General features: G+C 37.6%; 23 protein-coding genes. 11 read left to right on the top strand and 12 right to left on the bottom strand.

What is annotated here, in order from left to right; all coding sequences use genetic code 11:
* Nucleotides 1-44: 44 nt before the first annotated feature.
* On the top strand, nt 45-668 hold the full coding sequence (locus tag TOL5_RS02110; protein ID WP_005035492.1) for a class I SAM-dependent methyltransferase: 624 nt from the start codon (nt 45-47) through the stop codon (nt 666-668).
* Here TOL5_RS02110 and TOL5_RS02105 read toward each other — a convergent pair.
* Nucleotides 665-1,132, bottom strand: a complete 468-nt coding sequence (locus TOL5_RS02105; RefSeq protein WP_005035489.1) for a Holliday junction resolvase-like protein — start codon at nt 1,130-1,132, stop codon at nt 665-667. The genes TOL5_RS02110 and TOL5_RS02105 overlap by 4 nt on opposite strands.
* A gap of 128 nt (nt 1,133-1,260) precedes the next feature.
* On the opposite strand from TOL5_RS02105, the gene TOL5_RS02100 reads away from it, so the two are divergent.
* From TOL5_RS02100 to TOL5_RS02085, 4 genes are all read left to right on the top strand, one after another.
* Nucleotides 1,261-1,905, top strand: a complete 645-nt coding sequence (locus tag TOL5_RS02100) for a ParA family protein (protein ID WP_004826486.1) — start codon at nt 1,261-1,263, stop codon at nt 1,903-1,905.
* A gap of 101 nt (nt 1,906-2,006) precedes the next feature.
* Complete coding sequence (locus TOL5_RS02095) at nt 2,007-3,128, top strand: AI-2E family transporter (protein WP_121775470.1); 1,122 nt, start codon at nt 2,007-2,009, stop codon at nt 3,126-3,128.
* 201 nt (nt 3,129-3,329) lie between these two features.
* The gene (sodC, locus tag TOL5_RS02090) at nt 3,330-3,884 is read left to right on the top strand and encodes a superoxide dismutase family protein (RefSeq protein WP_100886052.1); all 555 of its coding nucleotides are present in this window, start codon (nt 3,330-3,332) and stop codon (nt 3,882-3,884) included.
* A 1,012-nt stretch (nt 3,885-4,896) separates the two neighbouring features.
* Nucleotides 4,897-5,865 (top strand): omptin family outer membrane protease, encoded by a 969-nt coding sequence (locus tag TOL5_RS02085; protein ID WP_042088524.1) that lies wholly within the window; start codon nt 4,897-4,899, stop codon nt 5,863-5,865.
* A 148-nt stretch (nt 5,866-6,013) separates the two neighbouring features.
* Here TOL5_RS02085 and TOL5_RS02080 read toward each other — a convergent pair whose 3' ends face one another.
* Nucleotides 6,014-7,237 (bottom strand): DUF2252 family protein, encoded by a 1,224-nt coding sequence (locus tag TOL5_RS02080; protein WP_121775164.1) that lies wholly within the window; start codon nt 7,235-7,237, stop codon nt 6,014-6,016.
* Between the two features lie 182 nt (nt 7,238-7,419).
* Between TOL5_RS02080 and yccS the strand changes: the two genes are divergently transcribed.
* From yccS to TOL5_RS02065, 3 genes are all read left to right on the top strand, one after another.
* On the top strand, nt 7,420-9,570 hold the full coding sequence (yccS, locus tag TOL5_RS02075; protein WP_121775165.1) for a YccS family putative transporter: 2,151 nt from the start codon (nt 7,420-7,422) through the stop codon (nt 9,568-9,570).
* A 29-nt stretch (nt 9,571-9,599) separates the two neighbouring features.
* Complete coding sequence (locus TOL5_RS02070; protein ID WP_046759796.1) at nt 9,600-10,154, top strand: hypothetical protein; 555 nt, start codon at nt 9,600-9,602, stop codon at nt 10,152-10,154.
* Nucleotides 10,155-10,402: 248 nt separating this feature from the next.
* Nucleotides 10,403-10,690: a DUF3817 domain-containing protein gene (locus TOL5_RS02065; protein WP_121775166.1), complete on the top strand. Its 288-nt coding sequence runs from the start codon at nt 10,403-10,405 to the stop codon at nt 10,688-10,690.
* A gap of 61 nt (nt 10,691-10,751) precedes the next feature.
* On the opposite strand, the gene TOL5_RS02060 is transcribed toward TOL5_RS02065, so the two are convergent.
* Nucleotides 10,752-11,993, bottom strand: coding sequence for an MFS transporter (locus tag TOL5_RS02060; protein WP_121775167.1), 1,242 nt, complete (start codon nt 11,991-11,993; stop codon nt 10,752-10,754).
* 344 nt (nt 11,994-12,337) lie between these two features.
* Between TOL5_RS02060 and TOL5_RS02055 the strand changes: the two genes are divergently transcribed.
* Nucleotides 12,338-12,730 (top strand): hypothetical protein, encoded by a 393-nt coding sequence (locus TOL5_RS02055; RefSeq protein WP_005035473.1) that lies wholly within the window; start codon nt 12,338-12,340, stop codon nt 12,728-12,730.
* A 33-nt stretch (nt 12,731-12,763) separates the two neighbouring features.
* Here the strand turns inward: TOL5_RS02055 and TOL5_RS02050 are convergent, their stop codons facing one another.
* From TOL5_RS02050 to TOL5_RS02025, 6 genes are all read right to left on the bottom strand, one after another.
* Nucleotides 12,764-13,645: a pirin family protein gene (locus tag TOL5_RS02050; protein ID WP_121775168.1), complete on the bottom strand. Its 882-nt coding sequence runs from the start codon at nt 13,643-13,645 to the stop codon at nt 12,764-12,766.
* A gap of 30 nt (nt 13,646-13,675) precedes the next feature.
* Nucleotides 13,676-14,440: a DNA polymerase beta superfamily protein gene (locus TOL5_RS02045; RefSeq protein ID WP_009586084.1), complete on the bottom strand. Its 765-nt coding sequence runs from the start codon at nt 14,438-14,440 to the stop codon at nt 13,676-13,678.
* A gap of 268 nt (nt 14,441-14,708) precedes the next feature.
* Entirely contained in the window at nt 14,709-15,806 is a 1,098-nt protein-coding gene (gene ddlA, locus TOL5_RS02040; protein WP_199934953.1) for a D-alanine--D-alanine ligase, read from the bottom strand.
* Between the two features lie 55 nt (nt 15,807-15,861).
* Nucleotides 15,862-16,233, bottom strand: coding sequence for a hypothetical protein (locus TOL5_RS02035; protein ID WP_004826467.1), 372 nt, complete (start codon nt 16,231-16,233; stop codon nt 15,862-15,864).
* Nucleotides 16,234-16,311: 78 nt separating this feature from the next.
* Complete coding sequence (locus TOL5_RS02030; protein ID WP_199934954.1) at nt 16,312-17,130, bottom strand: DMP19 family protein; 819 nt, start codon at nt 17,128-17,130, stop codon at nt 16,312-16,314.
* Between the two features lie 138 nt (nt 17,131-17,268).
* Complete coding sequence (locus TOL5_RS02025) at nt 17,269-18,678, bottom strand: FAD-binding oxidoreductase (RefSeq protein ID WP_005035462.1); 1,410 nt, start codon at nt 18,676-18,678, stop codon at nt 17,269-17,271.
* A 371-nt stretch (nt 18,679-19,049) separates the two neighbouring features.
* Here TOL5_RS02025 and serA point away from each other — a divergent pair, with 371 nt between their 5' ends.
* Nucleotides 19,050-20,282 carry a phosphoglycerate dehydrogenase gene (gene serA / locus TOL5_RS02020; RefSeq protein WP_005035460.1) on the top strand — a complete coding sequence of 411 codons (1,233 nt, stop codon included), beginning with the start codon at nt 19,050-19,052 and terminating at the stop codon, nt 20,280-20,282.
* A 151-nt stretch (nt 20,283-20,433) separates the two neighbouring features.
* Nucleotides 20,434-21,303, top strand: a complete 870-nt coding sequence (locus tag TOL5_RS02015; protein WP_199934955.1) for an EamA family transporter — start codon at nt 20,434-20,436, stop codon at nt 21,301-21,303.
* A 44-nt stretch (nt 21,304-21,347) separates the two neighbouring features.
* Here the strand turns inward: TOL5_RS02015 and TOL5_RS02010 are convergent, their stop codons facing one another.
* From TOL5_RS02010 to TOL5_RS02000, 3 genes are all read right to left on the bottom strand, one after another.
* On the bottom strand, nt 21,348-23,351 hold the full coding sequence (locus TOL5_RS02010; RefSeq protein WP_199934956.1) for a PKD domain-containing protein: 2,004 nt from the start codon (nt 23,349-23,351) through the stop codon (nt 21,348-21,350).
* A 245-nt stretch (nt 23,352-23,596) separates the two neighbouring features.
* Nucleotides 23,597-24,316 (bottom strand): metallophosphoesterase, encoded by a 720-nt coding sequence (locus tag TOL5_RS02005; protein WP_199934957.1) that lies wholly within the window; start codon nt 24,314-24,316, stop codon nt 23,597-23,599.
* Between the two features lie 15 nt (nt 24,317-24,331).
* Nucleotides 24,332-25,768, bottom strand: a complete 1,437-nt coding sequence (locus TOL5_RS02000; protein ID WP_199934958.1) for a tetratricopeptide repeat protein — start codon at nt 25,766-25,768, stop codon at nt 24,332-24,334.
* Nucleotides 25,769-25,927: the final 159 nt, after the last annotated feature.

Genomic DNA, 25,927 nt, shown 5'->3' with positions numbered 1-25,927 from the left:
CACATTGGTTAGAATCATGATCATACTCTTAAAATGATCAAATTATGATTTATAAATATTATCAACAACGCATTTTTCCTCACCTGCTTAATCAAGTCATGCAAACACCCAGCATGATGGAAGGACGTGCAGAACTGATTAAAAAAATTCGTGGCGAAGTATTAGAAATTGGTTTTGGGACAGGCTTGAATTTACCTTTTTATCAAGCAGTTGATCAACTCTATGCACTTGAGCCAAATCCTGATGTATACCGCCTTGCACAAAAGCGAATCTTTGATACTCCCTTTCATATCCAGCATATCCAAGCCAGTGCCGAAAAATTACCTTTTGCAGATCATTCAGTTGAAAATATTGTCAGTACATGGACCATGTGTAGTATTGCCGACTTAACGCAAGCACTCCAAGAAATTCATCGTGTATTAAAACCTGAAGGCAACTTACACCTGATTGAACATGTTCAGTATCATGACAATTCGACCTTGAAAAAGTTACAAGACCTTTTGACCCCAATTCAAAAAGTCCTCGCTGATGGATGTCATCTAAATCGCAATATTGAACTTGAGTTATTAAATGCTGGCTTCAAGTTTTCTGAAAAATATTATTTCGATGCGGAAGATCTACCTAAAGTGGGAAGACGTATGTTTATGGCAAGAGCACAAAAAATTTAATCGGCAAAATCAATATGGATAGTTTCAAAACGTACCCGCCCTTCACGGATGGCTTGGGCAATTGCTTGTTGCCCTTTGGTTAAACGTGCGCCACCACTCTTGATATCAATCAATACCACTTCAATCTCTTCAGCCAAGCCTTCACCATCTCGAAAGTCGGTATAGCCATCAAAAATCACATAGTCGATAGGATCACCTAAAAACTTGGCATCACTCGGCAAATATTGGAACTCAGGCATGATTGGCGCGAGTTGTTCCGCCATCTTTCCTTTTAGAACAGCACGACTGGTATTCACACTGCGCTTTTGCGCATGTGCAAGTGCCTGTTGATGTTCCAGTTCAAGCTCAGTGATATATTGTTCATACTCTGCTTTAATCTTGCCATTTCGCGTACTCGATAACACGATTGTCGTTAAAACGATGCCAATACATGCTCCTATCAACATCGCCATCCAGATGGACATGCGCTTTCCTTTCTGTAAATCCTTGGCACAATGTAAACAACTACTAAAGTTTTGTCATGTGTAACCTATATGCTTAAAATTAATGCTAAAGTAGCCAAGGGCTAGCGGACAGATATTATTGATATACGATGAAAACAATACTTGTTGCAAATTTAAAAGGCGGTTGTGGAAAAACAATTACAGCAATTACCTTAGCCACAGCATTGGCACAAAAAGGTTATAAAGTTGCATTAGCCGATGCTGATGGACAAAAGTCAGCACTACAATGGTTAAAACAGCGCCCTGAACAAGCAGCGAAAATTCAAAGTCTCGATTGGCGTCATGAAAAATCAATAGGAGATGCACCTAAAAATCTCGATTATTTAGTCATTGATGCACCTGGCGCTTTAACTGGTGAACACGCTGAACAGTTAATCAGTGAAAGTCATGCTGTGGTCACACCACTACAACCCTCATTTTTTGACATCGACAGTACTCGACGCTTTCTCAAACACATCCAAGACATTAAAAAAATTCGTAAGGGGAAAGTTGCGGTACACTTAATTGCCAATCGGATGAAAGCAAACAGTGCGAGTTCAAAAGATATTCAACAATTTTTTGAAAAGATTGATCAGCAACCCGTTGCTTGGATTTCAGAACGTACAGCATATGGTCAATTGGCAATGCAGGGCTTAAATATTTTTGATAAGACCCAAAAGAATTTTTTAACCATTCAAGAACAATGGCAACCACTGCTTGATGCTTTAATAGATGATCCAAGTGATTGGTTCTAAAACCAATCTAAAGCAGGTCGGATAAAGCAAGCTTAAAATTTGCCACATTTGATTTTTCAGTTAATATTGAGTGAATCACTCAGCAATTTTTAGAGTAGTTAGTGCAAGACTTCACTTCAAACTTACAACGCATCTTATTGTTTGGGTTATTGTTTATCCTGATTTTCTTGGGCTACGATATTCTCAAATATTTTATTGTCCCTGTATTATGGGCATGTATCATCGCCTATATGACATGGCCAATGTATAAGCGCATATTAAGAATGTTTGGTCCGAACCGACCTACATTAAGTGCCTCAGTAATGATTACGCTGGTTGTTTTAGTGGTTGGCATTCCACTCACCTTTGCGATTTTTATTTTGCAGCATGAAGGTCGAAATTTGTATTTTGACCTACAACGCCAATTATCATCGGGTCATTTAACCGTTCCTGATTTTATTCGTGAACTGCCTATTATCGGAAAGGAAGTCAGCCGAACTGTTCGTGAAATAAATGCAGATCCGACATCACTTTCTCAAACCATTGGTCTTTGGATTCAAGGACATTTGAACTATGGCAAATTCGTACTGAATGAGATCACCAAAAATTTAGTCAAACTGGGCTTTGCCGTCATGTCTTTGTTCTTTTTCTATCGAGATGGTCAAACCATTTTGGAGCAAGTCAGCAAGGCATTACAAATGTTAATTGGACCTCGTATCCATCATTATTTGGATACGATCTCTGAAACCACACGTGCTGTGGTCTATGGCGTCGGTTTAACTGCGGTTGCACAATCTATTCTTGCAGGCATCAGCTACTTTGTTGCAGGCGTACCAAATCCGATGGTACTAACGATTGCCACTTTCCTGATGGCACTCATCCCATTTGGACCACCTGTCGCTTATGGTGCAGTATCGTTATGGCTATTTTCCCAAGGTCAAACAGTTGAAGCAATCGGCGTGATGGCTTGGGGTGTCTGTATTGTCAGTACCGCAGATAATGTGATTCGTCCATTGGTCATTTCAGGTGCAACAAAAATTCCATTCTTATTGATTATGTTTGGTGTGCTGGGCGGATTGGCGAGTTTTGGGCTGGTTGGACTCTTTATTGGTCCTGTTATTTTGGCAATATTATTGGCAATTTGGCGTGAATGGCTACATGAAACCACGGAGTCTGGTATTTTAATGCCTGATGCGACAATGGCATATGAAATTGAAGAAAACGACCTGAAAAAGCCTGATTAACTCCCTCTCCTGATACAGGATTCGCCAAATATTTTATTTGGCGGATTGTTTTCACCTCTCTAGAAGACACAGCATAATCAATGCCAATTTACCAGTTATTAAATAAACTTATACAATCAGATATTTAATTCACATTGTTTATCCATACATGCTTTGTTTGAATAGTATTTAAATCATGATTAAAGCTATTGGATGCGAATAATGACATCTACTTTTTTTAAAACATCAATACTTTGTATGTGTGTAGCGCTTTTTACAGCTGCATGTAGCACAACACCGCACACAACTAAACTTAAAACACCTCAAAAAACGATTGATGTTCATGCTGTTTCAGCACAAGGTATTGGTGCCAAGATTGGTACAATTAGTTTTCAAGACTCTCCAAACGGTTTAAATATTTCGACTCAACTCAGCCAACTTCCTTCTGGTTTTCACGGTTTTCATATTCATGAAAAAGGCTCTTGCGCGCCTGCTGAAAAGGATGGAAAAATGGGGGCTGCCCTCGCTGCTGGCGGGCATTACAATCCTCACCAAACTGGACATGGCACACCAAATGATGGGCATATGGGTGATTTACCTGTATTGAATGTTGATTCAAATGGGAATGCTAAAACCACATTGATTGCCCCTCGATTGAAACTTGCTGATATACAAGGTTTAGCCATTATGATCCATGCGGGTGGTGATAACTATTCTGATCATCCAAAACCTTTAGGTGGCGGTGGAGATCGTATTGCTTGTGGTGTAATCCAGTAATCTAATCGTTATTCTATAAAAACCAGAGATGTGGATAAACATATACTTATCCACATCTTTCCTTGTTTTTCTATCAGCGTGTATCACAAAGACACTCATCCAAATCATTCTGTTGATCAGTAATTTGTACTTTTAAAACATTTAATTCGTATCTACATCATAAAAAATGATGCATCATCAATCATATTGAAATTAAAATTTTCTTCTCTTCATCATCAAAAGGAGAAATAGAATCAAGGCGCTTGATTGTTTAAACACCTCATTTGATTTCAATCATCCATATGCAATGCGCTTTATCGTTTTATACAAATTATTGAAAGACTTGGCGACTTCTTTATTCTGTACTGTTGAATCATCGTGAATATGTCTAGCATAAGGTGATAGGAATGTCGCCATGCGGAGCGAAGGGATATAGGCAAAAAAGCAATACTTTATTGGCAGTGCAAAAATGCAGTTAAACAAAAAATTTTGATTAGAGTGACGTTCGGATTGATTCTCTTATTTAAGAGAAACTATATTTTACTCTATGCGTTTTTCAACAGCTTGACTATAGCAGATTCTACTCAAGATCTTCCCAAAAAAGTATATAAAAATTTAATCTAAAAGGTTTTTGTTAATATGAGATAATTTAAATGATAATAAATAAAAATGTTAATATTATCACAGTTTAATAATAATAAATAAAACACATTTTTACTTTATTAATAAAGTATTACCCAACCATACACTTAGAAAAACCAATGCGATAAAATAAAATCCTAAACACTTCAAACAAAAAATTTTTAACCTAATTTAAATTTAAAATGAATTTTTTAAAATAAATACAACTTAAAAATCAATCAAGCAAATCACTGATATTTAAAAAATAAATATATTTAACAATTAAATTAAAAAGACACTATCTGCAATTAAAATAATATTTTTAATTTTACAATCTAGTAAAAATCAAATAGATTAAATCCGCACTTTAGCAAATTAAATAATTAACTCATTTAAAAAGGCTTTTATTTTAATGAAAAAGATCGTAATACCAATACTTATGCTGTGTATAAACTCCACGTTTGCAAGTGAAAATAATGGGTCGAGTCGATTTACACCAAGCGATCTTTCTATATCTTTATCTTCTGGGCTTTTACTGAACTCCAAAGCCAAAGAACTGGTTTATATGGATGATCAAAGCAAAGCATCCGAACTCACTTGGGACACCAACAGCGCGAATATCATCAATGCTGAAATAAATTGGCAAATCCATCCTAAGTTTTCTTTTAATGCGAGAGGATGGAGTACATTATCTAAAAACTCATCGGTGATGAATAACTATGACTGGATGTCGGAAACAGATAGAGATTTATTGACGGATTGGTCTCATCATGATCGTACACCACTCAACTTTGCGAATGAGTTTGATTTCAATGTCAATATCAATCTACTGGACACACCACATTATAAGTTAGGTACTTTATTGGGTTATCAGCAAAATAGATACTCATGGTCAGCGATGGGTGGTTCATATTATCATTCAGAACAAGATGATGATGGGGATTATGTTGAAGGATCAGCACTTAGTAATGTCGGAGAATTTGATCCTAATGAGAAAGTCATTGGTTATAAACAAAAATTTAAAATGCCTTATATCGGTATCTACAATAAGTTTGAATACAATAACTTTGAACTTAATACCACATTGAAATATAGTAATTGGGTCAATGCATCAGATCGTGATAATCATTACACACTTGATACTACATTTGATACTAAAGCCAATAATGGAACATATTATGGAGCTATTGTAAATGCAGGCTATAATATTCGACCAGATACAAAATTATTTACTGAGTATGCATGGAATGAATATAAACATGTGAAAACTGACTCAATCATGATTGAAAATCAAACCAATGAAATCACACGCTCTAAAAACGGTGGTGGTATTTCAAATAAATCTCAAAGCGTGAGCTTGGGTATCGCTTATACGTTCTAATGCTTTTTTAATGTGAATGACTGTCTTTATCTACTCGGTTAAAGCCAATTTGATGTTGTGCTTTAAAAGTCTTACGATCCAAGACCTGTGAAGATGAAAATTCAGCTTTACAATATGTGGATAACCATGCATTTATCCACATATTGCTTTATTTTTGATGAGCAAGTGCATAACGGCGGCAGTGATCCAAATAACCCGCTTCATGTACACTGATTAATTCCACAATACTGCGCCACAACCAAAATGGAGCATCTATGGTTTTAGACTGATTTCGTTGCAGCTCTTTGAGCCAACTATTTCGAGTTGAATCATCCATTTGCCGAACATGTGCTCGTCCTACCACAAAAGCCAAATAAAACGCCAAATCTCTCGCCCCAGTTTGATTCATGCCCTCGATTTCTAATTTTAAATCCTGCGGTAATAACTCACGAATAAAGATCGATCGCTCTAAAAATTTGGTTGCTCGCATTCGCTCACCCAGATAAGGGGATAAATGTCGTGCACCTTCCACAATTCGCATTGCATTGTCTTTCGGCATCGGCGCATTTGAATAGCGAGGCGCTAAAGCTGTGGTGGCTTCTTTTAAATCCATTAAACACAAGCCTTTACCATCTCTGACAATATGATTGGATGAATCCATTAAAACGATATAGCGCAATAAGCCTAAAGAACTGCAGCCTTTCACCCAGTATGCCGAATCAATCACTTTGAGCTGTGCTGATGCATCACGCTGACCAATCATTTTGACCAAATCTTCTATATCTGGTTGAGCAAAAACATTGTGTATTTCCAACTGCTCTTTTTTTAATAACGGCCAAAATCGTTTACCCAAGGTAATTTGTGGTTTTACATCTTCCAGACGTTCTTTTGCTAAGCTTTTCCATGATCGTTTCACTGCTTTTTCCATCACACTGTGTACTAAAGCAGGACGCTGTAACTGATCACTTGTTCGACCACTACGTTCCAGCGCATAAATATAGCCAGCATACAGCGCTTCAATCATTTGTGCAGTCACCACACCCGGCAAATCTGAACTGCGTACTGCTGTTGCTAAAGATAAACCTAAACGAATCAAATCATTGGCTGGATTACCAATCACAGTCTGATCCAAGTCCCTAATTTCAATGTCAATCTTTCCTTCAGCATTGGCAACAGGACCTAAGTTCCCAGTATGGCAATCGCCACAAATCCAAATTGCAGGACCTTGAGGAATGGAGCTAATTTCAGCTTGTTTGAGCCAATCATAATATTTAGCAGTATTGCCCCGTACATAAGCATGGATTGAACGTGCCATTTTTAAATTACGGCGTTCGGTTAACTCAGCATTACGATAACGCGGTTGTGTAATTGCGGTGTTTTGTTTTTTTGACATTGTCGATATTTTTAAGCATTCAATGATTTATTCTGGATGTTTTTAATCTGCTGCGTAATAGGCAATCTGTATATAAAATGTTGAATTTTCCTATTAATTTTTACATTTCCACAGCGAATAAAGCATCTGAAAGTATCTTAAATGAGTAAAATATAAAGACTCCCTATCTGCGAAACGATATTGTGAATAGCGTTCATCAAATCTTTCAAAATATAAAGTCAAACTCAACATTCATTTATTGCTTACAGATTTTGATTGTTTTCACAGGAACAACACTGGGGCTTTATTTTCTTGGCTATCAACAATTGATTGTTCCTTTGACACTTGGAGCAATTGCAACAGCATTGACTGACTTTGATGATCGTCTCAGTATTCGCTTAAGAAATCTTGGACTGGTGTGTGTTCTATTTTTTAGCGTCAGCAGTATCTTAGATTTTTTACATCCCTATAAACTTTTATTCTTAATTTATTTATCCCTTTCCAGTGCCGCTTTTATATTAATGGGTGCATTGGGGCAACGCTATGCCACCATTTCTTTTGGTACTGTGTTACTTTCAATTTATACCATGTTTGGCTTAGGTGAATATTCTGAGTGGTATCAACAGCCGAGTTACTTTGTCATGGGGGCGCTCTGGTATGGTCTGACTTCGATTATTTTTTATCTACTTAAACCAACGCAAGCTGTACAGGACAATTTATCAAACAGTTTCAATAATCTTTGCGATTTACTCATGGCAAAAGCCAAACTGTTCGACCCTGATAATAAAGACAATGTTGAACAACTTTTATATGATCTTTCATTAAGAAATAGTGTTGTGGTACACAGCTTAAATACCACCAAAGCATCATTACTGACTCGTTTGAAAGCCTCACGCGCCAATAAAAATACCATTTATTGGCTGAATTTATATTTTCTCGCCCAAGATATCCATGAACAAGCCACATCCAATTATCTACATTATGAAAGGATCCAACAGAACTTTAGCCGTACCGATTTAATTTATCGAATTCAAAAAAATGTACGTTTACAAGCACAGCATTGTCAAAAGCTCGCTGAGTCTATTTTAAAACGTCATACTTTTACAGTTCATGCAGACCATAGTACGGTCTTAGCACATTTAGAAAGTTCCATGCATGATTGGATTCAACAAAATCCACATAATTTAGAAGTAAAAAACTTAGTTTTGGTTTTAAGAAATTTAAAAAATGTTCAAGACCAGTTCACCAACCTCAGTATTGAACAGGTCAATTATCAACAAAGCTACAGTCAACACCGGGATAATTTAAATTTATTAGATGACGATATCCACGGCATACAAGATCTTTGGCTCAAGATCAAACAACATTTAACCCCAAAGTCAGCCCTGTTTCGTCATGCTGTCCGGATTGGTTTTGTGTTCGCTTTGGGCTATGCCATGTCTTTATTGCCTTTTGCCAAAAATGGTTACTGGATTTTATTGACCAGCTTATTTGTCTGCCAAATCAGCTATTTTGCCACGAAAAGCCGTTTAAAAATGCGAACCTTGGGCACTGTTTTAGGTGTCATTTTAGGAATTCCAATCTTATATTTTGTACCCAGTATTGAAGGTCAGTTGGTACTTACCATTATTTTTGGGGTGTATTTTTTCTATTTGCGTTCCAAAAAATATGCCATGGCGACATTAATGGCAACCCTGATGGTCTTGTTGATTTTTAATCTTAAAGGTGCAGGCTATGCCATCATTTTACCGCGCATCATAGATACACTTTTAGGCTGTTTAATCGCATGGTTTGCTGTCAGCTTTATTTGGCCGGATTGGAATTTCCGAAATATTTCCAACAATATTCTAAAGAGCAGTAAAGCAACCCTAGATTATTTCGATGCTGTGGTAGAACAATATCAACAAGGACGCACAAACAGTATTGATTATCGTAAAGCCCGTCGTGCAGCCCACAATGCGCAAATTGAATTATCCACCATGATTTCCAGCCTTAGTGCCGAACCCAATCCCAATCAAGATTTAATTCATCATGCATTTAGGTACTTGGTCTATAGTCATAGTCAACTCAGTTATGTATCTGCTCTCGGCAGCCATCGTGAACAGGTACATGATCAACAAATTTTAGATTTAATGCTTTGGTGTAAACACACCTTGAATGAGGCTTTACTCAATCAAGCCCCTTTAAATGAGGCTGCGATTGACCAGAAATTGGCAGAAATACAAAGTTTAAGTGATCAAGACAATTTATCAGATGGTTTACTATTAGCCTTAAAACAAATCAGTTTATTATTGGAAACCTTACCTGAGTTGTTAAGACTTAAAACAACTTTACTTGGATTAGAAATTAAATAGAAATGACGACATGATTTGAGAGGGTTCAAATGAAACTTAAACAGCATTTAAAATTATTCGCCGCTTTATTCACGCTAGGTGCCATGACATCTAGTTATGCAGATACTCAATTTAATCAAAACTTAGAGCAATTTTTAGAATGTAAGAAAACGCTCAGTGATTATTATGGTCTAGGTTTTGAGTTTGAAGACAATCTAAAAAAGAATGGTTGGATCAAACAAGGGGAAGATTATTCATATGTGAGTAAAGAACCCATCAAAGTCTTTGGTCAAACAAGCCATGAAATTAGTTTGGTTGCTGGTGGCATGTTGGCTGTATTTAAAAATGCCAATACCAAAGAACTTGCTGAAAAATTTAAAATTTCTCAAAATCGATTCTTTAAAGATATGCCGTATTTTTCAGGCGAAAAAATTGTAAAAACTGATCCTGCGACCAAAGACGCTGAAAAGTCTGTTCGAAAACTGACCCTTGCTGAATCCAATCCTGTTATCAATGAAGGAGAAAATAAAACTTATCTGGGTTGCGTTTATATCTCCGAGTTTGAACAACAGCAACAAGAAGCTGCACTTGAAGCCGCACAGTAATCAACAAACATCGAAATCGAGAATGATGAAAGATTTAATGCAATGCCAATTCTGCATACTTTTCAATAAATCATAAAAAACTGATGTGTAATAATGACTTTCGATTGTGATATTTTAACAACATGATCGAGGTCATTTTTTACACTGAATAACATCACTTAATGGAACTGATGAGAGTGATAAATATATTCAACTTTTGAACACAATTCGGTTAGACTCAAGATTCATTCTCATTTGACTAAGTGACCATGAATATCAAAACTTTACGTCTTGTTGGTTTTCTTGAAGGGATTTCCTTTCTTCTCCTGCTGTTTATTGCAATGCCGCTCAAATATATTTGGGATAACCCAATCTATGTGAAATACGTTGGTATGGGACACGGCTTACTCTTTATTGCCTTTCTTGCCGTTCTATTTATTGTTTATCAAAAGCAAAAATGGTCACTCAAAATGTTTATTTTAGGCTTAATCGCTTCAATTTTACCTTTTGGACCCTTTGTCTTTGATCATAAACTAAAGCAAGCGCAATCTTCTTAATCTCCATTAGGTACACAGTTTTAAAGCTCCCTTTCCTTTAGGAAAGGGAGCTTTTTGAATTTTAAAAAATACCGTCTACCTGACGTTGTTTCATAATTGCTTTTAATAACCCACGTGGAATTGTGAACCATAAAGCAATCAATGCTAAACATGACAAAGCATACGCCCAGAGATGGAAGTGCTCATATAAAATTCGTATCAGTTCAATGACAAAGAAAAAGGTAAACATCATCAAGACTGAAACAGCAGCGGCAACTGTACCTTTAGAAACCTCTGAAGACATCAAGGCAAAACGATACAGCACGGAGAAACTGATCCCTTCACCAAAACTCACCAAGGTCATGCCTAAAATGACGCAATATAAAAAATATTCGCGCCAGATCACACCTGCGAACACAATCACAGTGCCCAAAAGCATCAATGGCAAGCCAATTAACACTGTTTTTCCAAGCGCCAAACGATCAATCACTCGAATCAGCACAATATTACCTAAGATCAGCCCGCCCAATACAGGAAACTGCGCTAATCCATATTGCAGACTCGTCAGCCCTAGTTCTTCAACCAACATCACTGGGGACAGAGCAATCCACAGCATTAAAGGCATCGCCACCATAGGCAGACCTAAAGTCATTCCCATAAAGGTCTTATTCTTAAAGACTTTCTTATAGTCATCCCAAATATAACTCAAGGGTTGTTTTGGAATACTGATGCAACGCGCTGGCATTTTAGCCTTTAAGCCAAACCAACTCAGAAAGGCTAAAAATGCAATGCCAATAAAGCCCCAATGCCACGATACATGATCAATCAGGAAAGCACCTACGACAGGTCCAATTAACGGCGCCAGTAGAGAAATGTTAGCCATGAGTGCCATGACTTTAATTGCATCACGTTCTTCAAAAGTTTCCTGAATTGCAGCATAACCGACCGCTGCAATCACGGATAAACCAAAGCCTTGTAAAAATCTCAAAGCGAGAAAACTTTCAATATGATGTGTCAGTAAGATCAATAAGCAGGTGATAACAAAGAATGCCACACCAGCCAATAAGACTTTTTTTCGTCCTAATCGGTCAGATAATGGACCCAATAAGCCTGCGACACATGCACCACCAAGCAGATAAAAGGACATCGACGACGGTGCCCATGCACTACTTACGCCAAATTCCTTGGTAATCGCGAGCATAGCAGGCTGAACCAAATCATTTCCGATATACACTGAAAACTCAAAAAGCACCAACGCCAATGGAAACATGAGCGTAGCGCGACTCAAACTTGCAGTGTGTTCTTGTTGCACTGAATTTTGCATTGTTTTCTACATATCATTATAGGCTTGCTGGAGTGACACTATTTTTCTAAAGATAAGCGTCATCCCAATGACAAGCACTGAAATTTAAATATTAAGTTGTGGAATTTACGTTGAATAAGGGGTCAACACCGCATTCACAAGGTGTCTAATTCAATAGGTAAAAAAGTAATGCTTGCAGCAAATTTGTGAGATTTATAACTGAACCCTACTATAAAAAAGTTTATAGAAAGTACACACAGGGTTGAGTTTTTGTAGTGTAACACAGACATTTTTCGAGAGGAAGTTGAACATTTAATATTCTTAGGCTACTCTAAATGTCACATAAATCTATATGAATAAATTAAATGAAAAATAAAAATCCAGTTTCATTGATCATCATCGGCATTATTTTACTTCTGGTCGGTGGTGGGCTTTATTTTATGAGTTCAGGATCCCATATCAGTGCCTCTGATCAAGCCAGATGTGAAGAATTAGTGCAAAAAAAATATGGTGAAAACTCTGGCTCAATTATCTCAAGCTGTAAAACGGATACAGGTTTTGTTGCCATGATGGACGCTCAAGCCAATGCGACAGGCTCAGCAGAAGATACAGCGAAAGCAATTAGCTCAGCCAATCAAAAAGAACTTGGTTTAGGTATATTCGGTAAATTCCTGATGGGTCTATGTGTGGGAATTGGAATTGCATTGCTCATCAAAGGTCTGATTGGTTTAAAAAATAAACCACAAACTGGCATTTAACACTTTACAGTAAATTATACGTTGAGCTTGCTGTCATTGATCATCTAACACCTTAAACTTGATGAATGTACCATTTTTAATATCATCATATGCTTCAAGAATTTGATCATAGCTGTTCATTACAAATGGACCATGACCATTGATCGGCTCTTGAAGTGGTTTGCCTGTCAGCAACAATAACTTGCAATGCTGTAAAGCGGTGATCTCAATATCCTGCCCTAAACTCGACATCACAGCCAAGCCTTGTTCTTCGAGCATTTCATCTTCAGGCTGAAATTGAACTTTACCAGTTCTTAAATAAATCATAGTGGTGTCGCCAATATTCGCAGGTAGAACCACACGATGCCCTGGCTGGACTTCGATGTCTAAAACTTGGAGTGGCGAATGCATTTTGGCTGGTCCTTGGGCATTTCCATAATGCCCAGCAATAACCCTGACTGTTCCTGCGGAATGGCTAAGTTCAATCACTGGAATATCCGCTTTGCGCAGACTTTGATAACGGGGTGGATTCATTTTATCTTTGGCAGGCAAATTCACCCACAACTGTACCATTTCAAAATACCCCCCTGTTTTTGAGAATGCCTCACTAAACACTTCTTTATGTTGGACTCCTGAAGCAGCCGTCATCCATTGCACATCGCCTGCAGAAACGATCCCTCCGCCACCCGATGAATCTCGATGTTCGAGTTCTCCAGCAAAAATCAGCGTGACGGTTTCAAAACCTCGATGTGGATGTTCACTCACGCCTTTGCGTAAATTGGTCGGTTTTAAAACTCCAGGTCCCAAGTGATCAAGTAACAGAAAGGGAGAGACGGTATTGCCTAATTCATAGTGTGAAAATACAGACAGTACGGGATAAAAATCCCCTATCGCAAAACGCGTATCATTACGATGGATAAAGGCGAGGGTTTTCATACTGTCGATCTTCTCTAATAGTTAAACGCATTAACCGTAAAAATGCTGTTTTAAATTAAAGCTATATGCTGTGAGATATTGCTTTAATTTTTCAATATCATTGGTCGGTTCAATTGCCCTTAAATTTAAAGCTTCAATCTTATCTTCCAATAATTTTAAGATCTGCGCTTGTTCAATCACCGGTAATTGCGCTTTTTCTTTTTGCTGTTTTTTGATTTCTAAATAATCCTCTGCCCAATGACGGAGTGGGTCATTGGCATCAATTTGATCGAACAACTGTGTGATCTGGAGTTCAGGCATAATCTGTTGTGTTGCAAGTTCTGCGGACATCAAACCACGAATCGAATAAAACACTTTTTTATAAGTAAAATTATCTGCCGTTTGCATGACTTGCATACCGCCTTTAGCTAGCGATAAGTAATGATAATACAGCGCTTTATAGTCTATTCGTTCCAGCAAACCTGCTCTAAAGCTTTCCCACTCAGGAAATTGATTAAAATAGACAATATGCGCTCGTACCCATTCAAGTACTGTAGGATTACTCTTTGCCAAAAGTCCAAACATCTTATTTAAATCAAATGAAACAAAGTCAAAATCACCATCCATGATTTCGATTAAGTCACGATGTTGACGATAATCATAATATTGGGCTTTAGAAGGTAAATGGAAACCACGCACATCGTAATCGCTGTCTGGACTTGCCATGCCCCATAATCGACTACCACTTTCGATATAAAACAGTGGATGTTCATCTCGATTTTGGAATAAATTTTGAATTTCTTGTTGGATGTTCATTGTGTTCACATTTTTGGTAATCTATAAGTTTTATATCATTAATTTCAATGAATTTTGAATTTTCTTTAGTTTTTGAATACCTATTTTTATCGAATTGATTAAGCATGCTGAAGCCTGATTAAACTCAAACTATCACTCAGACAAGCGAGCAAAAATTCACTCTCGTTAATTGATTCTATTGATATTCTAAAAACGCATCATATCTGGTGCGTTCTCAAGCAAATGTCTTATCCATTCTTCAATAAAACATATGAATAGCGAAAAACAGCTATCCTTTGGACACCAATTTTGGATTTCTTAATAAATTTTTATGACGCTCTAAAGCCAATTCTATGAGTTGAGTAATTAATTCAGAATAAGTGATCCCACTTGCTTCCCAAAGCTTTGGATACATACTGTTATTGGTAAACCCTGGCAAAGTATTTACTTCATTCAGAAAAATATCACCATTTTCAGTCAAGAAAAAATCGACACGTGCAAGTCCAAAACAACCCAGAACTTTAAAAGCTTTAATCGAAATCTCACGGATCTTATTACTTTGCTCATTTGAAATTGGAGCAGGAATTACGACTGCAGAAGATTGATTATCTATATATTTTGCTTCATAAGAATAAAAACTAGACTTTACAACTACCTCACCGCAAACACTGGCTCTTGGATAATAATTTCCCAAAACCCCGCACTCAATTTCACGACCTTTGATAAATTTTTCGATCAATACTTTGCTGTCATATTGAAATGCATTTTCTAAAGCAGCAATAAATTCCTGTTCATTTTCAACTTTACTCACCCCGACGGAAGAACCTTGATTTGCAGGTTTTACGAATACAGGAAGACCTAAAGTAGTTTGAACCTCATCGAAACTTACCTCATTTAGGTCATAAGCATGAATCGTTAGAAATGGTGCAACAGCAATACCAGAACCTTGTAATAAACGCTTGGTAACATCTTTATCCATACAAATTGCAGAACTTAAAACATCTGAGCCCACAAATGGTAGATCTAAAATTTTAAGCATGCCTTGTAATGCACCATCTTCACCTAAGGTCCCATGAATAATTGGAAAAATAACATCAAGGGGCGCTAATCCTTGTGCATTTTCAATTTCAAAAATTTGAGGTGGCTTAGACTGTAAATGATCTTGCTGTTCACGTGCGGCAAGAGAAATTAATTTAGGATCGTGACCATATTCTAAATAATGTGTAGCATCTAAAATACGCCAAGTACCATCTTGATCTATCCCAATCAAACTAAGATCAAACTTTTGCCGGTCTATTGCATCCACGATGTTTTGTGCTGACTGTAGTGACACGCGATGTTCTGATGATTTTCCACCAAAAATTATTCCAACTCTCGTTTTTGCCATTTTGTTGTTCTCTATTCTTAATTTTTCAAATCTATAATTCCCGGTAAATCATTGATTAAGGACATTTTGCCTTTTGGAATGTCTTGGTATTTTTACCACGTAAACACTGATATTCCTTTTGTACGTCTATGCGTTTCCACTGACCATCTACATTTTTAAAGCTATATACCGTACGAATTGAACGAACTGAATCATCCATCAAACCCGTTTCAGTCAATTTCACCTCAGCGACTGTTGGCGATTCAACACGGTTAAAATATTGACGTAATTCAACAGTCGCTAAATCTTTGCGCAGATCAGGACGCTCATTTAAAACTTGGCTCAATGGCGTTTCAGAACCACCCACTTTATTGATTAAATTTTGTGTTGTTGCACAACCCGACAGAGTCACTAAACAAAATACTGAAATTAAACTCAAACGGTTCATTCTGGTTATCCTTAAAACTCAAAGCATCGCTTTATGATGCTATGCACATTCAACTTACACTATTTAAAAACTGTGACTTTATGACTCATCTGCAATATGAGCAATATCGAGAGCAATGACTTGTTGATCTTGATCATCAAACATCAATGCTTGATCACCTAAATCCAGCATATAGAAATGCCCTTGTTCCGTTAGAAAATGCCAAGCGACAATCTCTTGTCCATTATATTGATGCGATGGATCACCGATAGTAATACGATCCAGCTCTTGACCAACCTGCTGGCATAATTCTTCAATAATTTTAAAATAACGGGGTTGATTTTCAGCTGCCTGTTGTTTCCGCTGTTCTAGATTTGGAATCTTTGCTGAAACTTGTTCAATAACCGTCAATATTTCATCTTCATCCACTGCTTGTAACTTTGGATGCTGTCTTAACCATTGGCTATTGATTTCAATCAGATCTTCACTTTCATTCAATGCAAAGAATTTATCATCAAAGCTATTGAGTACATCACGTTGCTGGTTCTCACCAAAATATTCACCCTCTAAAAACTGTTCAAATTGCTCATCAGAAAATTGTTCAATCAAATTAGCGCTTTGTTCAAATAAAGCTAAATGTTGAGTGGCATTCATGGCTTTTAAACCATCACGAACATGCTTCACCATAAATGCATCCCACCCCGTGTTATACACAAATTGAGAGAATCCACCGTTATTGACTTGGGCGAGATAATAATCCACAAAATAGCTATATAGCGCTTCAGCTGACACTTCATCGTATTCGATATAGTGTTCAAATAATTCATTTAATGTATCGATATTGGACATAATCACATCATAATGATCATCACTTTCTAAACTTTGTTTAGAAATTAAAATATTATCAATCAGCATCATTTTCAGTTTCTTATCAATGTTTAAGCGCTACAAACATAACAAATTTTTAACGACAAATAACCACAACACTGTAAATTTATTTTTATTTTTGTGTGTCCATAAAAAACGCTCCCTGAGGAGCGTTTTTGGTTCAAACTTTTAAAGATCAAAGAGTTTACCCGGGTTCATAATCCCATTTGGATCAAATACTTTCTTTAAAGCCTTCATGTATTCAATTTCTTCAGCAGTACGGGTGTAATCAAGATAAGGCTTTTTGGTCATGCCCACACCATGCTCAGCAGAAATCGAACCATCATATTTCTTCACTGTTTCAAACACATATTTATTGACAACCTGACACTTTGCAAAGAATTCATCTTTCGATAAATTTGCAGGTTTTAAAATATTTAAATGCAGGTTGCCGTCACCAATATGCCCGAACCAGCAAATTTCAAAGTCGGGATAGTTCTCCGCAACAATCGTATCTATTTCCTTAATAAACGCAGGAACATGCGTAATCAGTACAGAAATATCATTTTTATAAGGGGTAAATGGTGCAATCGTTTCTGAAATGTCTTCACGTAAGCGCCATAAGCTTTGTACTTGTTCGAGACTTTGGCTCATCACGCCATCAAGTACCCAACCTTGTTCCATACAATGCTCAAAAATTTCCATCGCCGCATCCATAATCGGTTCATACGGCGCTTCAAACTCAAGCAAAACATAGAATGGACATTCAGTTTCAAATGGACGTTGAACATGACCACGGTCTAATACCTTTTGCATCGCAAGTTCACCAAAGAACTCAAATGCTGTGAGGTCAATTTTATTTTGAAAAGCATGTAATACTGGCATGATCGCATCAAAATCAGGTACACCCAGTACCATCACTTGTAAGTCATGTGGTTGACGTTCAAGTTTAATTTCAGCTTCAGTCACTAGACCTAAAGTACCTTCACCACCAATGAATAAGTGCTGCATTGCATAACCTGTAGCATTTTTGATCATGCCTTTGTTTAAACGCAATACATCGCCTTTTCCTGTCACGACTGTCAGACCAAGCACCCAGTTACGTGTCATACCGTACTTGATGACTTTAATCCCACCTGCATTGGTTCCAATGTTTCCACCCAGTTGAGACGAACCAGCAGAAGCAAAATCAACGGGATAATACATTCCCTGTTCTTCAGCATAATTCTGCAGTTGCTCAGTCACGACACCAGCTTGGATACGCACCATACGATCAGCAGGATAAAACTCTAAAATCTGGTTCATTTTGTCGAAGCTCACGACAATTTCACCATTCGCTGCAACAGCACCAGCCGATAATCCAGTACGTCCACCAGATGGTGTTATCGCAACATTAAATTGATTAGCCAATTGAACAATGGCTTGCACCTGCTCCGTACTAGAAGGAAAAACGATAATCGAAGGTTTTGGATCGAAATGCTTAGTATGATCTTTACCCCAATTTTCTAAACTGTCCGCATCGGTTTTAATTCGGTTTTCACCGACAATTTGCGTCAATTGGGTCAATAATTCTGGTGCTATCGTTACTGGAGCATTCATCGTTTTGCGGACCTAGCAAGAAGTAAATAAAAGGCGTCGTATACAACATTTGAGATTTTAAATCAGTCAGTGAAAATTTTTCAGCATATTTTTTAGCCTAAATCTTCAATCTCACCGATTTCAGCACTATTTTACCCAGATGACTGCTCAGGATAAAGTACAGATTTGATTCACATTATCCACACTTTGTATATAAAGCCATCAGCAAGCATGATAAAAATCAATGCATTAGCATTTCATTTGATTTTTGAATAATGCTTATCAGAAATCGTAGATAAAATATCCACTGTAGTGTCACAATCAAAATATCTATAGAACAAGGTCTATGGTATCATATTGCGACTAAATTTGGCCTTTGTAGCGGAGCCGTAATGAGCCAACATCTTTCACTACCTAAAGATAAAATTCGTTTCTTGTTGTTAGAAGGCGTTCACCAAAACGCGATCGACACATTAAATGCTGCTGGATATACCAATATCGATTACCGTAAAACTGCGCTTGAGGGTGAAGCGTTGAAAGAAGCGGTGAAAGATGCTCACTTCATTGGTATTCGTTCCCGTACACAATTAACTGAAGAAATCTTTGAAGCTGCGAATAAATTGATCGCAGTGGGTTGTTTCTGTATCGGAACAAACCAAGTGAATTTAAATGCAGCCATGATTCGTGGTATTCCTGTATTTAACGCACCATATTCAAATACTCGTTCAGTTGCAGAACTTGTTCTTGCAGAATCGATTCTTTTACTTCGCGGTGTACCTGCTAAATCTGCATCTACACACCGTGGTGGTTGGAACAAGTCAGCTGTCGGCTCGTTTGAAACACGTGGAAAAACTTTAGGTATCGTGGGTTACGGCTCAATTGGTTCACAACTTTCAGTTTTGGCTGAAAGCATGGGTATGCATGTGATTTATTATGATGCTGTGACCAAGCTTCCTATGGGTAATGCACGCCAAGTTGGTTCTTTAGATGAATTACTTGCCAATGCTGATGTGGTTACTTTACATGTTCCAGATGTTCCTTCAACACGTAATTTCTTTGCAAAAGATCAATTTGCAAAAATGAAAGAAGGTTCAATCTTCCTCAATGCAGCACGTGGTACATGTGTTGTTATTGAAGATTTAGCGGATGCGATCAAATCTGGTCATATTGCTGGTGCAGCAGTAGATGTATTCCCGAAAGAGCCGAAAGCCAATGGTGAAGAATTTGTTTCTCCTCTTCGTGGCTTAGACAATGTGATCCTTACACCACACGTTGGTGGATCAACGATGGAAGCTCAAGCCAATATCGGTTTAGAAGTTGCAGAGAAATTTGTTGCTTACTCAGATAAAGGTATGACTTTATCTGCTGTAAACTTCCCTGAAATTGCTCTTCCATTGACTGAAGGGAAACACCGTTTACTGCATATTCATAAAAACGTACCGGGTGTTCTTTCTAAGATCAACAACCTGTTCGCTGAACATGGAATCAACATTTCTGGTCAGTCTTTAATGACTAAAGGTGACGTTGGTTACTTGGTAATGGATGTAGACGCAACTGCATCTCAAGAAGCGCTTGATACTCTTCATGAAGTTGAAGGTACAATCCGAGTTCGCGTATTGTTCTAAGGCTATTAAGCTTGAAAAACCACAGGAACATTCCTGTGGTTTTTTTATTGGTCATTACTTCAGATCAAATGTACAATCATCTCTAAGACTGCACTTCGTTAAAAATTCAAATTCTTAATACATATCATCCTTATTCTAAGTATTTCATAGCATGCTCAATTTAAAAAATGCACCACATCTACAAGCGATCGCTTTACTGTTTTTTGCCATGATCAGTGTGCAAAGCAGCGGTGCTCTTGCCAAAACGCTGTTTGAACAATTCCCAGTATTGGCGATTTCTGCAATGCGTCTGCTTTTAGGCGGTCTGATTCTAGCTGTCATTTTTAAAATCTGGCAGGTCAATTTAAAGCAAGTCAAATGGTCATCTATTATCAGTTATGGTTTGGCACTTGCTGGAATGAATGCTTTATTTTATCTGTCTATTCACCGTATTCCGTTGGGCATTGCTGTCGCTTTTGAATTTATCGGTCCACTGAGTGTTGCACTTTTCTATGCGCGTCGAAAATTTGATTTTATTTGGGTCGGGCTTGCAATTCTCGGCTTAGTTTTATTGTTTCCTTTTGACCAAGCACAACATCACCTTGACCCAGTTGGAATTGCTTTTGCCTTAGCTGCTGGTGCATGTTGGGCTGTTTATATTGTTGCAGGGCAACGTCCCTCTGGTGTTTCGGGAAATCACACCGTATGTTTGGGCATGTTTGTGGGAACACTGTGTTTACTACCGATTGCCTTGTTCTCAGGGATGCCGATTGAAATTTTTCAGCCATCAAATTTAGTCTATTTTATTGCATTGGCTATTTTGGCAAGTGCTTTGCCGTTCTCTTTGGAAATGATTGCTTTAAGAAATTTATCCGCTTTAAGTTTTGGGACACTGATGAGTCTTGAGCCTGCAATTGCAGCATTCTCTGGGTTTATTTTCTTAGGTGAACAATTGTTATGGACACAATGGTTAGCTTTAGCCACCATTATCAGTGCTTCAATTGGCTGTACAGTGACTGCCCAAAAAAGAAAGCAAATCTAAAAAAACCACCTCGAAAGGTGGTTTTAATGAGTTTCATGTAAAAACTACCAGTCAGGTGCACCCATCAATAGTTTGATCATGGCATTCTGATCAGGCTCAGATTCAAAACCAATTCGCTCAACCCATTCTTGCCCATTGTCTTGTATCAATGCATAAATACTTAAATAACCAATAGGACCTTTTCCACTTGCAAGAAAACCTGAATATTGATTTGGTAGTTGAATTTGTACTGGTTTTCCATAAATAGCATTAAACGTTAAGGTTTCCTCCTCTACACCATCTAAGCCATATACCGTAATTTCTATATTGCAATACTTTCCAATTAATTCAGGCATAACTTCCCAATTGCCATTAGGTTCAATGGGTCCATTTGAAGAATCAATCAAACTGGTACAAACGGCAGGGAAAGTTAAACCTTTACTACTGCTGTAAACAACTTCACGATCAGTCAAAACAATATTCACATTACCATTCAAACCTGAAACTTGTTTACCTTTGTAACGTACCCATTGATTGGTTTCAAAAATTAAAGCGCTTTGTGCTGACCAGTCCAACTGTCCATCTGAATCCTTTATACCTGTGATCAAGCGTCCGCCATCTTGCGCTACAGAAAAGTCAAACTTCTCATTTATTTTTCCAGAGCAGGACACTGCTGTGCCATTAGGAAGTTCACATTTTATAAAATGATCCGTCGTCGGTTTTCCGAGATCAATGATCACATTACCTGCAGTTGTTGAAGTTTTTTCTCCCAACAGCGTACCTGTGAGGTCTTTGGCTGACCAATAAATTGTACCGCTTGAAGGCATATTCACTACTGTTAAGCCTTCTTTAGCAACACTATTTGATTTGGTTAAAGCAGAACCATCATTTAGGGTGATTTTTGCCGTGACATAACATGGAATCGCCTCTCCACTAGATTGACACTGGACAAAGACTGAACCCGCATTTTCAAATTTTAAATCCCAGTTCCATGTCGAAAAATGACGCACTGTCGCATGTACAGCAAGACCTGTAGCAGATTGATTTGATGTAATGACTTGACCTTTACCTTCCTCAATCCACAATCCACTGCTTTCGTCGAAATACCACATAGGAATTTCAGTTCCAGCTTTCATTTCTTGGTTATTGAGACTTTTTACAGGTAAATTCATTTGAATATCTGCTGTTTTCCCATTGGCAAGTTGTAGTTCCTGACCATTGGCATCTTTAAATGTTGCGGTAATCATCCCTGCGCTAATCAGATCAACAATGTTACCTTGTGCATCTTTTGCCACGCCATTGGCAGACATCGCATTTAGATCAGCATTGGTGATATCCCAAGGCGTAAATTCGACATTTACTGCACCAGTTGCCAACTCACCATTATTTTTTACAAAAGCGTTTGCAGGAATCGTAATGGTTGCACCCAAATTTTGAGATTGTATCACTTGAGCCATAGAAATTTCAGATACAGGGACAACCTGTTTGATCGCCAATAAATTTACAGATAGTGCTTTTAAATTTGCCACCTCATACACGATGGACTGACCAATAAAACCGGCTTTTTCAAACTGAGCGACCACTGTTTTTGTCGCTTGAGGCAGTATAAGGTTCAAACTTGCACGACCATTTTGATCCGTTTTTATACGCTGCCCTAGTATGGTAACATCTGCATCAGGAATGGATGCACCATTAACAGTTTGAACCAGAATTGCAACTTGTTTATTGGTTGTGATTGCACCCTGTTTTACTTTTATTTTTTGTGTGGTGGAGCTGGTTTGTCCCGCAAGATCGGTGACATTCAATGTCACTGTATATTGCCCCACTTGCGTATAAGTATGTTCAACTGTGGCACCCGTTCCCTGAGTACCATCACCAAAATTCCAAGCATACGTGCGGATTGCATTGCCTTCTTTTGCTTTATATACCGTACTTTTCGTCGCATCAAATTTGACAATTTCGCCTGTACTTGGTGCAACAGGACTATATTCAAATTTAGCGGTCGGCTTACATGCAACCAAAAATAGACCAATGAATGCCAAAAGTACCCATTTTATATAGTTTTTCATTTTAATCGCCTTTTTTTACTAATTTTGTGACACGCTTAACAAAATTAAGTTTAGTATGTATTTATTTTTCGATATAGGCATTTTATTTCAAAAATTTGATGCTATTTTTCTTATGATGTACCTAGCTTATTCAGCAAAATAACAATAAATTTCAATCAATAGAGTCATAAAGTGTAATGAGATGATTACTATTAGGAGTGATTCTAAAATGAAGTTGATTTAAAGCAACATAAAATTTTATTGGATTAAGATTTGATTACACGTTGCTGTTTTTCTATAGGAAGCTGGCAATCTATTTCAACAAGTGTTAATTCACGCCCAAAACAAGCACCCGTATCGAGAAAATAGCAGTTGTGCTTCTTTGTCACATAATCAACCACAGTATGCCCCAGAAAAACCTGCTCAACCCCTTTAACATTCGAATAACGCATAAAGCGTTTATTTTTAATTCGTCCCCTCCCCCAAAGTGCCAACTCTCTACTTTTCGCTTTTGTTGATAATTTAAAGGCTTCCCAATCATTAAGATTAATATCTGCATGCACAAAACCATATTTTTTGTTTTGGTGTATAACTTCTAAAAGTACAGGTAATGTTTCCAGCTTCTCAATCACTTGTTTTTGTTGTTGCAAACTTAAAGCATAAAACCATTCACCCCCATGTTGGGCGTGCAGATTTTTCATCAGGGGATCGACATGGGATAAAATGCACATTTCCTCATGATTGCCGAGGATGCTTTTAAACCACGGCTCATCAATTAAATTCAAACATTTCAGACTCTCAGGACCTCGATCAACAAGATCCCCTACAGCAATTAGCACATCAGTTTGAAAATCAAAGCGTACATCTGCCAATTTTTGCATCAATGCATCATAGTGACCATGAATATCCCCCACCACAAATAAGCGACCTGTGTGGTGAATATATGTCTCTACATGTGCAAAAGTGCGTTGTGATAAATTATTCATCTGCTGAACTTTGATTTAGAACTCAATCGATGCCGCTTCAATATGCTGATTTTCTTTTGCTAAATCTAGATATTTACTGGCTGTTTTCTTATTTTTTCGTACACCGATTCCATCTTTATAAATTTTAAACAGTTCGAAATAAGAATCTATATCACCATGATCCGCTGCCTGTTTAAATAAATCTGCACTTAGACTCAAATCAACATCAACACATTTACCCTCTCGATACATTTGTCCGAGTAGAAAAAATGCACGCGGCACTTGGAGCTCTTTCGCCTTATTTAACCAATCTAGTGCTCCTTGAGCATTGTTTTGGCGCTGTTCAAAAATCGACATACACAGCATCGCCTGAGTATGCCCTTTCTCAGCCGCAGCATTTAATAAGGGTAAGTGATGTTCATGTTCCAAAGGCAATAGCATAGACAGTTCAAATTGTGCATCTGGATGATTTTGCATTGCTGCTCTTTCTAGCCAAGAAACACCTTGATCCAGATTTTTTTCAGTGCCTAAACCATAACGTAAACATTGAGCTAGCGAATATTGTGCGGGTACATGCCCAGCAACTGCTGCATGTGATAATAATTCAACAGCCAGTGTGGCATATTCTTGGTGTTTTTGTTCAGTCTTAGCATTTTCAGCGTTTTTGAGCAAGTTTACTGCGGCTAAGTAAGCCGACTCAATATGTCCATTTTTCGCAGCTTTGAGTAAAAACTCTTGAGCAAGTGTGGCATCACCTTGATCACGTTGTTGCTCAACTAAAGCACGAACATAACAACCAAAAGGGTCATTGTGTTGTTGAGCAATTTCAGCATATTTGAAAGCAGCATCTAGATTGTGCTGCGTGAAATAACTAAATGCCAATAAGGCACAGGCAAAATGATCTTTTTCAGCAATTTTGAGTAATTCATTTTGTACTTTGATCGGGTCAAATCCAGAAAACTCGACACAAAACTTCAAACTATTTTGATGCTGGTTTTTTAAATAATTGTCTAAAAGTAATTGGTAAGCAGTTTGCGGATCTTGTGCAAGTTGTTGTTGTGCATAGACAAAAATTGCCTCTGGATGGTTCAATTGGACAGCTTGTTGCAAGTGCATCAATGCTTGTGCCTGAGTCAACTGATCGCTTGCATGGTTCAATCCAAGATAAGCGAGCTCTAAATGTGCCAAACCATGATTAAGCTTTGCGGCATGTTGAAAAAAAAGAATGGCGGAAGGAATACTTTGGTTTAAATAACGTCCCAAGACATGCCACTGACCTAACAAGGTACTTGCGGGCGCAAAATCTTGATTCGATGCATTGACCAACAAATCCACACGTGCCTGAGCATCTTGTTCAGTTTGGGCAAAGCCTTGTTGTTCTAATTTGAGGACTTCGATATACCAAGCTTCTGCTTGTGAATGTTGCGCCCCATTTAAGGCTATATTTTCAGTATTGTTCGTATGTCCTGACATCTTTTATTCCTAACACATGTGCCATTGCAAGTATAATCTTTCACATCTTACAGAGGAGTACCCATAATCTCAAAGCAAAATATTAAATGAATATTCATATATTTACGAAATACCAAAATAAATTTAAGAAAGTGTTAAAATCTATCCAATTCTTTTTTA

Source organism: Acinetobacter sp. Tol 5 (assembly GCF_019702905.1).
Classification (GTDB): Bacteria; Pseudomonadota; Gammaproteobacteria; order Pseudomonadales; family Moraxellaceae; genus Acinetobacter; species Acinetobacter bereziniae.
Note: the sequence above shows the minus strand (reverse complement) of the source record. Positions and strands in the feature narration are given on the sequence as shown.

Bases quoted from the DNA above. Each gene is read 5' to 3' on its own strand.
- ddlA (WP_199934953.1), bottom strand. From the start codon at position 15,806: ATGGCAAAAACGAGAGTTGGAATAATTTTTGGTGGAAAATCATCAGAA.
- TOL5_RS02060 (WP_121775167.1), bottom strand. From the start codon at position 11,993: ATGCAAAATTCAGTGCAACAAGAACACACTGCAAGTTTGAGTCGCGCT.
- TOL5_RS02025 (WP_005035462.1), bottom strand. From the start codon at position 18,678: ATGAATGCTCCAGTAACGATAGCACCAGAATTATTGACCCAATTGACG.
- TOL5_RS02050 (WP_121775168.1), bottom strand. From the start codon at position 13,645: ATGAAAACCCTCGCCTTTATCCATCGTAATGATACGCGTTTTGCGATA.
- TOL5_RS02100 (WP_004826486.1), top strand. From the start codon at position 1,261: ATGAAAACAATACTTGTTGCAAATTTAAAAGGCGGTTGTGGAAAAACA.
- TOL5_RS02005 (WP_199934957.1), bottom strand. From the start codon at position 24,316: ATGAATAATTTATCACAACGCACTTTTGCACATGTAGAGACATATATT.
- sodC (WP_100886052.1), top strand. From the start codon at position 3,330: ATGACATCTACTTTTTTTAAAACATCAATACTTTGTATGTGTGTAGCG.
- TOL5_RS02080 (WP_121775164.1), bottom strand. From the start codon at position 7,237: ATGTCAAAAAAACAAAACACCGCAATTACACAACCGCGTTATCGTAAT.
- TOL5_RS02065 (WP_121775166.1), top strand. From the start codon at position 10,403: ATGAATATCAAAACTTTACGTCTTGTTGGTTTTCTTGAAGGGATTTCC.
- TOL5_RS02045 (WP_009586084.1), bottom strand. From the start codon at position 14,440: ATGAACATCCAACAAGAAATTCAAAATTTATTCCAAAATCGAGATGAA.
- TOL5_RS02055 (WP_005035473.1), top strand. From the start codon at position 12,338: ATGAAAAATAAAAATCCAGTTTCATTGATCATCATCGGCATTATTTTA.
- TOL5_RS02105 (WP_005035489.1), bottom strand. From the start codon at position 1,132: ATGTCCATCTGGATGGCGATGTTGATAGGAGCATGTATTGGCATCGTT.
- TOL5_RS02035 (WP_004826467.1), bottom strand. From the start codon at position 16,233: ATGAACCGTTTGAGTTTAATTTCAGTATTTTGTTTAGTGACTCTGTCG.
- TOL5_RS02110 (WP_005035492.1), top strand. From the start codon at position 45: ATGATTTATAAATATTATCAACAACGCATTTTTCCTCACCTGCTTAAT.
- serA (WP_005035460.1), top strand. From the start codon at position 19,050: ATGAGCCAACATCTTTCACTACCTAAAGATAAAATTCGTTTCTTGTTG.
- TOL5_RS02085 (WP_042088524.1), top strand. From the start codon at position 4,897: ATGAAAAAGATCGTAATACCAATACTTATGCTGTGTATAAACTCCACG.
- TOL5_RS02030 (WP_199934954.1), bottom strand. From the start codon at position 17,130: ATGATGCTGATTGATAATATTTTAATTTCTAAACAAAGTTTAGAAAGT.
- TOL5_RS02015 (WP_199934955.1), top strand. From the start codon at position 20,434: ATGCTCAATTTAAAAAATGCACCACATCTACAAGCGATCGCTTTACTG.
- TOL5_RS02000 (WP_199934958.1), bottom strand. From the start codon at position 25,768: ATGTCAGGACATACGAACAATACTGAAAATATAGCCTTAAATGGGGCG.
- TOL5_RS02010 (WP_199934956.1), bottom strand. From the start codon at position 23,351: ATGAAAAACTATATAAAATGGGTACTTTTGGCATTCATTGGTCTATTT.
- TOL5_RS02070 (WP_046759796.1), top strand. From the start codon at position 9,600: ATGAAACTTAAACAGCATTTAAAATTATTCGCCGCTTTATTCACGCTA.